The organism is Sphingomonas parva (ex Maeng et al. 2020) (assembly GCF_004564275.1).
GTDB classification, from domain to species: Bacteria; Pseudomonadota; Alphaproteobacteria; order Sphingomonadales; family Sphingomonadaceae; genus Allosphingosinicella; species Allosphingosinicella parva.
The window spans coordinates 1-9,652 of the sequence record NZ_SPDV01000098.1 but is presented as its reverse complement, the minus strand read 5'-3'; the positions used below and the strand labels follow the sequence as shown (position 1 = coordinate 9,652).

Annotated in this window: 8 protein-coding genes; 4 read left to right on the top strand and 4 right to left on the bottom strand. The window is 63.8% G+C overall.

The genetic code is table 11. The features are described from left to right. The 3 genes from E2493_RS20735 to E2493_RS20725 all read left to right on the top strand — a co-directional run. A partial coding sequence (locus E2493_RS20735) for a TrbI/VirB10 family protein (protein WP_135090658.1) occupies positions 1-646 on the top strand: 646 nt, incomplete at its 5' end. Further along, positions 643-1,650 carry a P-type DNA transfer ATPase VirB11 gene (gene virB11, locus E2493_RS20730; RefSeq protein WP_135090656.1) on the top strand — a complete coding sequence of 336 codons (1,008 nt, stop codon included), beginning with the start codon at positions 643-645 and terminating at the stop codon, positions 1,648-1,650. The genes E2493_RS20735 and virB11, both read left to right, overlap by 4 nt. After that, positions 1,650-2,243: a DUF6916 family protein gene (locus E2493_RS20725; protein WP_135090654.1), complete on the top strand. Its 594-nt coding sequence runs from the start codon at positions 1,650-1,652 to the stop codon at positions 2,241-2,243. Before virB11 ends, E2493_RS20725 begins: the two co-directional genes overlap by 1 nt. A 477-nt stretch (positions 2,244-2,720) precedes the next feature. On the opposite strand, the gene E2493_RS20720 is transcribed toward E2493_RS20725, so the two are convergent. Together E2493_RS20720 and E2493_RS20715 are read right to left on the bottom strand one after the other, a co-directional pair. After that, the gene (locus E2493_RS20720; protein ID WP_225421631.1) at positions 2,721-4,457 is read right to left on the bottom strand and encodes a PAS domain-containing protein; all 1,737 of its coding nucleotides are present in this window, start codon (positions 4,455-4,457) and stop codon (positions 2,721-2,723) included. Positions 4,458-4,671: 214 nt separating this feature from the next. Next, positions 4,672-5,676, bottom strand: coding sequence for an aldo/keto reductase (locus E2493_RS20715; protein WP_135090652.1), 1,005 nt, complete (start codon positions 5,674-5,676; stop codon positions 4,672-4,674). Between the two features lie 210 nt (positions 5,677-5,886). Between E2493_RS20715 and E2493_RS20710 the strand changes: the two genes are divergently transcribed. Next, positions 5,887-6,384 carry an IS110 family transposase gene (locus E2493_RS20710; RefSeq protein WP_135090650.1) on the top strand — a complete coding sequence of 166 codons (498 nt, stop codon included), beginning with the start codon at positions 5,887-5,889 and terminating at the stop codon, positions 6,382-6,384. A gap of 1,006 nt (positions 6,385-7,390) precedes the next feature. Here E2493_RS20710 and E2493_RS20705 read toward each other — a convergent pair. Both E2493_RS20705 and E2493_RS20700 read right to left on the bottom strand, forming a co-directional pair. Further along, on the bottom strand, positions 7,391-8,134 hold the full coding sequence (locus E2493_RS20705; RefSeq protein WP_135090557.1) for a hypothetical protein: 744 nt from the start codon (positions 8,132-8,134) through the stop codon (positions 7,391-7,393). Positions 8,135-8,826: 692 nt separating this feature from the next. Then, positions 8,827-9,570, bottom strand: a complete 744-nt coding sequence (locus E2493_RS20700; protein WP_135090557.1) for a hypothetical protein — start codon at positions 9,568-9,570, stop codon at positions 8,827-8,829. Positions 9,571-9,652 lie beyond the last annotated feature (82 nt).

The following is a 9,652-nucleotide window of genomic DNA, read 5'->3' as shown; positions in this document are numbered from 1 at the left end:
GTCCGGTGCGCCGCCGCCGCCGGGCGGGGGGCCGGGCTCGCCCTTCGCGGCAAGCCTCGGCGGCCGGGTGCGCTCGGCGACGCTCGCCAACCGCGCCGGCACCGTGCCGCAGGGGACGCTGATCCCGGCAGTGATGGAGACCGCCTTCAACTCCAACCACCCCGGATTCGCCCGCGCCATCGTCTCGCGCGACGTGCGGGGCTTCGATGGCAGCCGGATCCTCATCCCGCGCGGCAGCCGGCTGATCGGCGAATATCGGTCGGACACGACTCAGGGGCAGAACCGCGCGCTGATCACCTGGCAGCGCCTGGTCCGGCCGGACGGCGTGACGATCGCGATCGGCTCCCCGGCGACCGACCGGCTCGGCCGCGGCGGCGTCAAGGCGAACGTCGACAGCCACTTCTTCGAGCGTTTCGCAGGCGCCATCCTGCGCTCCACCGTCGACATCGGCCTGACCCTCGCCGCGGTCCGCGCGAGCAACAACAACAACGGGGTCCTGCTCGCTTTGCCGGGGACGCTGCAGGGCGGCGGCCTCGGCGCCGCCGCCGGGGGGCAGAACATCCGCCCGACGCTGAAGGTGCCGCCCGGCCGCAGCATCAGCGTGTTCGTCTCCCGCGATCTCGATTTCGGCGGGGGCCGCGAATGATCGCGGCGGCGAACGAGGCGGGCGACGGCGTCTACCTGCGCGCCTATCTCTCGCCGCTCGCCGACGTCCTCGCCCGCCCCGACGTCACCGACATCTACGTCAACCGGCCCGGCGAGCTGTGGATCGAGACCCTCGGCGGCCTCACCGAGCGCCACGAGGCCCCGCAGCTCGACGAGACGATGCTTTGGCGGCTCGCCCGGCAGATCGCCGCCCTCTCGCACCAGGGGATCAGCCGCGAGCATCCGTTGCTCTCGGCGACCTTGCCGGACGGAGCGCGCGTCCAGATCGTCGCACCGCCGGCGACGCGCGGCCCCCTCGCGTTCGCCATCCGCAAGCACGTCGAGCAGGACCTCTGCCTCTCGGACTATGTCGCCTCGGGCGCGCTCGGCGACGTCACCATCCAGCGCCATCTTGGTCAGCGCGAAGGCGACGATGCGCTACGCGCGCAGCTCGATCGAGGCGATGTCGCGGGGATGCTCGCGGCGGCCGTGCGGGGCCGCAGGAACATCCTGGTCTCGGGCGGGACATCGACCGGCAAGACCACCTTCCTCAACGCCCTGATCCGCGAGATCCCGGCCGAAGAGCGGCTGGTCTTCATCGAGGACACGCCCGAGCTCCAGCTGCGCCACGCCAATGCGCTCGGCCTGATCGCGGCGCGCAGCCGTCTCGGCGAGAGCGAGGTGACCACCGACGATCTCGTCGCCGCGTCGCTGCGCATGCGCCCGGACCGGATCATCCTCGGCGAGCTGCGAGGGCAGGAGGCCTATGCCTTCCTGCGCGCGGTCAACACCGGCCACCCCGGCTCGATGACCACGGTGCACGCCGATAGCGCCGAGCGCGCCGTCGAGCAGATCGCCCTGCTCGTCCTCCAGGGGGGCACCCGCCTGGGGCGGGAGGACGTCCATTTCTACGTACAGCGGACGATCGACGTCTTCGTCCAGCTCAGCCGCTCGGGAGGCCGCCGCCGCGTCACCCAGGTCGTGCTCAACGAGGCGGCGGCCTGATGCCGCCCGCGCCCGCTCAGGAAATCGTGCTGACCTATGATGGGATCCGGCCAGGATCGGGCGGCGAATCCTATCCTGCCGCCCCGGTTTCGGTTAAGGTCGCGGCGGGGCAGCTCACCCACGTGGCGATGGGGGACGTTATGGGCAGGAGAGAGACGGGCTCGGCGGCGAGCCGCCGCCAATTCATCGTCGTCGGCGGTGTCGGGGCCGCCGCTGCTTGCGCCTCGGCCGCCTCGGCCGCGGTGCCGCTCTCCGGCGGCAGCGCTCGCGGCGCGCGCGGCGCGCTCGGCCTGCTCGGCGGCGCCTCGATCGGCGCATGGCAGGGACGGGTGGGCGAGAGCTTCCGAGTCGCCGACTCGCAGGCGCTCCTCACGCTCGTCGCGGTCGAGCCGCTGCCGGCCCGCGGCGCACGGCCGCTGGCATTGCGCCGCCGTCAGGGCTTCGCGGCGGTGTTCGAGGCGAAGGGCGGCGAGCCGCCGGACGGCGATGCCGTCTACGTGCTGCGCCGGGCGGGGGAGGGCAGCCTCGCCCTCCACGTCGGCCCGCGCATCGCGAGCGACGGCGCCGCGCGTTACCTGGCGGTGCTGAACTGAGCCGGTAATGCGCCGCGCCCGCGCCGCGCCGCGGATTTCGGTGACAGTCTACTCATCCCGGTGACGCGAATCACGGTGACAGCTTACTCAATGCACCCAATCGACCGGACGCGCGCAGGACGTTCGGCAGCTTCGCGCCGGAGTCGGCCGTTCAGCGATAAGAACGCCGATCCTGGGAGCTGCCGTACATTCACGTTCGGGACTTGGTCTGGCGAAATGACCGGCTCTGGGACTGAGCCGCCGTTCCGACGGGGCACGGCGAACGACTGCTGGTGTCAGAAGCAGACTTTGCGTTCTGCGCTGTCAGGCGGCCCTCTATGCGAAGGACTGTGCGCACGCCTGCCAGGCCGCTTTTTGGCCGAAACTGGCGCTAGAAAAGTCGGCAACCTGACATCCGAGAATGGCAAGGGCGGCAGGTCTGCGCTACCCGTCCAGACGAGCTCGTCATCCAAATTTCATGATAGGTCTTGGCAGTCCTTAGGCTTCGGCGGCACCGAAGTCCGAGGGAACACGTCGCTGATCCTGGTTGCTCCGCGAGATCGCGGCTCCGACACGATCGAGCAATTCGCTTCTGCGATACGGCTTGCCGAGCACGTCTGCGCCATTGGCTTTCGCTTCGCCGACGAGATCTTCGGTATAGCCGGTGGCGAGCAGGATCCGGACTTCGGGCGCTTGAACCCTTACGCGTTCCGCCAGCGCCAGACCGTTCGTGTCGCCCGGCATGATCAGATCGGTGAACAATAGGTCGATCTTCCAGGCAAGCTGGTCGAGACGGTCCAGCGCGTCGTCTCCGCTATTGGCCACGTGGACGACATAACCGGCTTCCGCGAGCTGCTCCTGCGCAAGATGACGAACCTCGTCATTGTCTTCGACAAGCAGGATGACTCCGGAGCGAGTTCCGACTTGCACCGGCGGTGCTTCCGATCGGTGCGCTCCAGCAACGCCGATCTCCTCCGGCCCGGCGACCGGGAAAAGGAGGCGAACGGTCGTGCCTTCCCCCTCGATACTCTCGATCTCCATGCGACCGCATGACTGCTGAACAAAGCCGTCCACCATGGCGAGGCCAAGACCCGTTCCCTTCCCCACCGTCTTGGTCGTATAAAATGGCTCGATCGCGCGGGCCCGCACCGCCTCGCTCATTCCGGAGCCATTGTCCCTGACCTCCAGGACGCAATAATCGCCTGGAACGAGCCCGAGCGCGGCAGCATCGCCATTGAGATGACGCGTGCCCGTGGAGATGGTGACCGTCCCGCCCCGGCCAAGCGCATCACGGCTGTTCGCGAGAATGTTCAGGAGCGCTGTCTCCAACTGGCTCTCGTCAATCATCGCCAGCGGCATGCGTCGAAGCAGATCAAGCCGCAGATCGATGGCCGATCCCAGCGTGGTCTCGAGAAGGTCGGCAAAGTCAGAGACGGCTGTCGATAGGTCCAGCCGAGTCGGGTTGAGCCGCGTCTTGCGCGCGAACGCGAGCAACTGGCGGGTCAGGCGGGCCGCCCGCTCGGTCGCCTGCTGCGCGATCTCGAGCCGCCGGCGAGCCTTGGGCTCGACCAGATCGCGTTCGAGCAGCTCCTGGTTGCCGGCGACCACCTGGAGCAGGTTGTTGAAGTCATGCGCCAGACCCGCAGTAAGCTGTCCGATCGCCTCGATCTTCTGGCTATGGCGGCGAGCATCTTCGGACTCGCGCCGGCGTGACACGTCGAGCTGGGAGGCGAAGAAGTAGAGAAGCTGTCCATCGGTATCGAACACGGGTCCAATGAAGACAGCATTCCAGAATGGTGTACCGTCCCTCTTGTAGTTCAGGATCTCGATGCTGATCGCATCTTCGTTCTTGACCGCTTCCCTCAGCTCACGAACCTGTTCCTGATCCGTGCGCGGACCCTGCAGGAAACGGCAGTTACGGCCCAGGACCTCGTTCTCCTCGTAACCGGTCAGGTCGAGGAAGGCCTTGTTGGCGAACACGATCGGGTTGTCGTCCTGTCGAGGATCGGTGAGGATCATCGGCATCCTGGTCATCTCGACTGCGGCAAAGAACACGCCGCCGCGATCCTGGAGGTCGTCGTCCGAGATGGTGCTCTCGCGCCAGTGCCGGCGCTGGTGATGCCCCGTCAGGGTGATGCTGCCATCGTCGAGATGATTGTCAGCGGGTTTGCCGCTCGACCCCCCTCGGCCGGCCCCGCCCCCCTCATGTTCCTTGTGATCGTCGTTCAGGGTCAAGCACTCCCGCTCATATCGATAGCCGAACAACGACCGCGGGGCGCAAAGGCTGCCTGACCGGCCGTCCAGCTTCGGTGAGCCGCTGCAATGACGGCTGCTGAAAGTCAAATGCTTGGCAGAGCTGAGCGTCCGGGGATGGCGCGCAGCCGCCACTCCGCATTCGCGACGTTGCAGGGTGCGCGCTCCGCGGGAGCGGGCGCGACGGCACCAAAGGTCAGCTCGGCACGGCAGCGTCGGGGTGGAGGATGCCTTCGCGGCGCAGATCGGCCCAGAAGTCTGCCGGGATGGCGACCTGCAGGGCGGCATGATCGGCAAGGATGTGCTCGGGCGTGGCGGTGCCGACGATCAGCGAGGATACGACGTCGGGCGCGAGGCTGAACTGGAGCGCCGCGGCGACCGGATCGACACCGTACCGCGCGGCGATGCCGCACAGCGTGGATCGCCGCTCGCGCTTGTCGGTCGGCACGATCGTGTTCTCATCACCGTAATTGTAGCGCGCGTGCCCGGCGAGGAACCCGGCATTGAGCGCGGAGCCGACGACGAAGCTGACGCCCTTTGCCCGCGCGGCGGGGAAGACCCGCTCGACCGCTTCGGCATGATCGACCAGCGAATATTGGCTGGCGAGCAGGTGCACGTCGCTGTCGGCGACCTCGAGGCAGCGAAGGATCGGTTGCGGGCAGTTTACGCCCATCCCCCAAGCATCGATGACGCCTTCCTCGCGCAGCCGGGTCAGCGTCGGGAAGGCGCCCGCCTCCGCAACCCGCCATAGGCTCTCCCAGTCGTCGGGCAGATGGTCGTTGTCGGGCGAAAGATCGTGAACGAACACGATGTCGAGCCGATCGAGGCCGAGCCGCTGCAAGCTGTCCTCGATCGAGCGCAGCGTCCCGTCGGCGCTGTAGTCAAAGTGCGGCGTGTTCGGCGAGTTGGTAAACGGAAAGAACTTCCTCGCTTCATTGTCGCGGCTCGCGCGCAGCAGCTTGCCGACCTTCGACGAGATCACGAATTCATTGCGCGGCTTGCGCGCGAGGAAGCGCCCGAAGCGCCGTTCGGCGAGGCCGAGGCCATACCAGGGCGACACGTCGAAATAACGGACGCCGGCGTCCCAGGCGGCCTCCAGCGTCGCGTCCGCTTGCTTGTCGGTCGCGAACTGGAATTCATTACCGATCGCCACCCCACCGAGGCCGAAAGGATGGGGCGGGACATAGCGCTGGTTGGTCATGCGTGAGCCTCGTGCAAAGTGTCGAAGCCAAACTCCAGGGGACGACCAAATATCCCCGCCCGGTTGCGACACAGGAATTTCGGTGACACTCGGAATTTCGGTGATTTCGGTGACACGCCGAATTTCGGTGACATGGCGTAATTGAGGTAGGCCCATCCTCCGGCTGATACGAAGTCGACGCGGAGTCGCTTCAAGGAGGAGGATGGACCCATGTCTTTTTACCTCGGATTGGACGTTTCGGACAAGACGACGCACCTGTGCGCGGTCGATGGTGAGGGCGAGGTGGTCTGGCGCGGAGCGTGCGCGACGGATCCGGAGGTGATCGCGACGACGATCGCTCGGCATTGCGGCGATGTTGCGCGCGTGGTGCTGGAGACGGGCGCGTTGTCGCCTTACCTTCATCACGGGCTGGCGGAGCGCGGTCTGCCGGTCGTCTGCATCTGCGCGCGTCACCCCAAGGGGGTGCTCGGCACGCGGACCAACAAGAGCGATCCGCACGATGCGGAGGGGCTGGCGCAGCTCGCGCGCACGGGCTGGTTCAAGGCGATCCACGTCAAGGACGAGGCAACCCATCTCAGCCGGACCGAGCTCAAGGTGCGCGAGCAGCTCGTGCGGGCGCGCCAGGCGGCGAGCAATCAGCTGCGCGGCCTCTTCAAGCTCTATGGATTGCGCCTCGGCAAGGTGACGACGCCCATTCCTTGCCGCTGAACGCGATCATGGGACAGGACCAGAAAGGCGCCAACGCCGGCCTTCGATCCCGGAGACAACCGTAGCCGACCGCGCTCCCGCAAGAAAAAGTCAGCACAACGCCGGATCAATTAGACAACAGTGCGCCACTTGTACGTACACGCATCACCGCCAGCTAACGCGGGCGTGCGGCTCCACCGATCCGACTGTGGGTGGAGATGCAATAGTGTGCACTGTCACCCAATTTATGATTGTTCCGAACTTTATTCTAATCACCCCGGCTGGTTATCTGGTCCATTGACGTCCGGCGGCCGGAGATCAGAGATGCAGCGCTTGATGTGGCGTTCGGTTTGGCTGAAGGCGGACCCGACTCAGCAGTTTCAGAGACATCATACTTATCTGTCGCTGCCGCCGCCGGCTGCTCATTCACAATCGTCGGCAGCTTCGCGCTGATCTCGGACTCTCAGAGGCGCTACGCATGTTGCTCGAAGCGGACCCTTCAGCTGAGGTCAGAAGGAATTTCGGTGACACTCAATTTCGGTGACACTCCACTTAAATCAGAATTTCGGTGACACTCCACTTAAATCAGATCCTCGGAGCAATGACAGCTTCGCGCCGATAGTGTTGAAAAAGTCCGATCCCGGAGATCTGAGCCCGACAGCGCCCGCGATAATAGAAGCTTTTTCTATCAACGCGCCTGGATTGCGCCAACGCCGCGTGAGGAGTCGCCCCCTCGTAGAACTTCCTTCTACGTCGCCGTGCCGTGAAGCCAGCTTTTGGCTCGCGAGGGAGTTTTTCAACACTATCCGCCAGAAGCGGTCATCCACCACTGGCTCGCCCGATCCCGAAGGCGGTCGTTTCTAGACGGAGCACAGGGCTTTCGAGGTCGAACTTCAAATTTGAGGCGGCGGGAGGCTCTTGGAGAAGCGAATGTTCAATGATGATGGACGATTTCCCTGACCAGAGCGCAGCGTTGCAATATAGTCGAGTTGAGCGGCATCATTGTAGCCGTAATGGCGATACACGATCACCTCACCCTCGTTCGGAACGGAGGCCGATTGCGAATGGTCCGGGGGGAAGTCTGGACCAACGAAAGAATCTCTGACTGGCGATAGCTGCAAGCCGATCCTTGCGGTTCCATGCATTGAACTTGTGACTTCGGCAACGTCGCTAATGCGTCGAAGAGCGCCTCGGTGCGACGCCTTTCCCCCGCATATTCGCTCATGTTTGATGCTTCGCGCCAGCCAGATGTATCGGTGGCAAGAGAAGCACAGATGGCTGACGCACGTTCTTGGGAAGCGCCCGTCTCGGACATCGTGAAATAACGATTTCTCAGATAGAGTCGGTCGAAGGCGTGATTGGCGATGGTGCCGCCCCTTACCGTCGGCCGCATTCCGCCGGGGCCGACGTAGGGCCCTTTGTACTGATAGGTGATGTAGACATGAGGCTCTTCACAGATGGGAGGCGAAGAACTGGCACGGACTTTCAGCGCGATGTCGATCGTCAGACCCCAATAGTGGCCACCAGGGAAAATGGTGTCTTCCTGCACGGCAACCCGCGCTACATCGTCCATGACGACCGGTAGCACTTCTCTGACGAGCAGTTTGGCTCGCTCGCCATCGAACCGAAACAGCTGACCTGGGTACGAACCGTTGAATGCAGGCAGTTGAAAACCCGAGGGGCGAGACGCCGGGGCGGCCGCCTTCTCGGCCGCGAGCGTGAAAGTCGGGATCGCCGCGGCTGATAACGCAAGCAACGCCAATCGAACCATCGGAACCTCCCCGTCGACGCTTCCATGCCTTACCCCACTTCGGTTTGAGGGACATCATACTTATCTGTCGCTGCCGCCGCCGGCTGCTCATTCACAATCGTCGGCAGCTTCGCGCTGATCTCGGACTCTCAGAGGCGCTACGCATGTTGCTCGAAGCGGACCCTTCAGCTGAGGTCAGAAGGAATTTCGGTGACACTCAATTTCGGTGACACTCCACTTAAATCAGAATTTCGGTGACACTCCACTTAAATCAGATCCTCGGAGCAATGACAGCTTCGCGCCGATAGTGTTGAAAAAGTCCGATCCCGGAGATCTGAGCCCGACAGCGCCCGCGATAATAGAAGCTTTTTCTATCAACGCGCCTGGATTGCGCCAACGCCGCGTGAGGAGTCGCCCCCTCGTAGAACTTCCTTCTACGTCGCCGTGCCGTGAAGCCAGCTTTTGGCTCGCGAGGGAGTTTTTCAACACTATCCGCCAGAAGCGGTCATCCACCACTGGCTCGCCCGATCCCGAAGGCGGTCGTTTCTAGACGGAGCACAGGGCTTTCGAGGTCGAACTTCAAATTTGAGGCGGCGGGAGGCTCTTGGAGAAGCGAATGTTCAATGATGATGGACGATTTCCCTGACCAGAGCGCAGCGTTGCAATATAGTCGAGTTGAGCGGCATCATTGTAGCCGTAATGGCGATACACGATCACCTCACCCTCGTTCGGAACGGAGGCCGATTGCGAATGGTCCGGGGGGAAGTCTGGACCAACGAAAGAATCTCTGACTGGCGATAGCTGCAAGCCGATCCTTGCGGTTCCATGCATTGAACTTGTGACTTCGGCAACGTCGCTAATGCGTCGAAGAGCGCCTCGGTGCGACGCCTTTCCCCCGCATATTCGCTCATGTTTGATGCTTCGCGCCAGCCAGATGTATCGGTGGCAAGAGAAGCACAGATGGCTGACGCACGTTCTTGGGAAGCGCCCGTCTCGGACATCGTGAAATAACGATTTCTCAGATAGAGTCGGTCGAAGGCGTGATTGGCGATGGTGCCGCCCCTTACCGTCGGCCGCATTCCGCCGGGGCCGACGTAGGGCCCTTTGTACTGATAGGTGATGTAGACATGAGGCTCTTCACAGATGGGAGGCGAAGAACTGGCACGGACTTTCAGCGCGATGTCGATCGTCAGACCCCAATAGTGGCCACCAGGGAAAATGGTGTCTTCCTGCACGGCAACCCGCGCTACATCGTCCATGACGACCGGTAGCACTTCTCTGACGAGCAGTTTGGCTCGCTCGCCATCGAACCGAAACAGCTGACCTGGGTACGAACCGTTGAATGCAGGCAGTTGAAAACCCGAGGGGCGAGACGCCGGGGCGGCCGCCTTCTCGGCCGCGAGCGTGAAAGTCGGGATCGCCGCGGCTGATAACGCAAGCAACGCCAATCGAACCATCGGAACCTCCCCGTCGACGCTTCCATGCCTTACCCCACTTCGGTTTGAGGGACATCATACTTATCTGTCGCTGCCGCCGCCG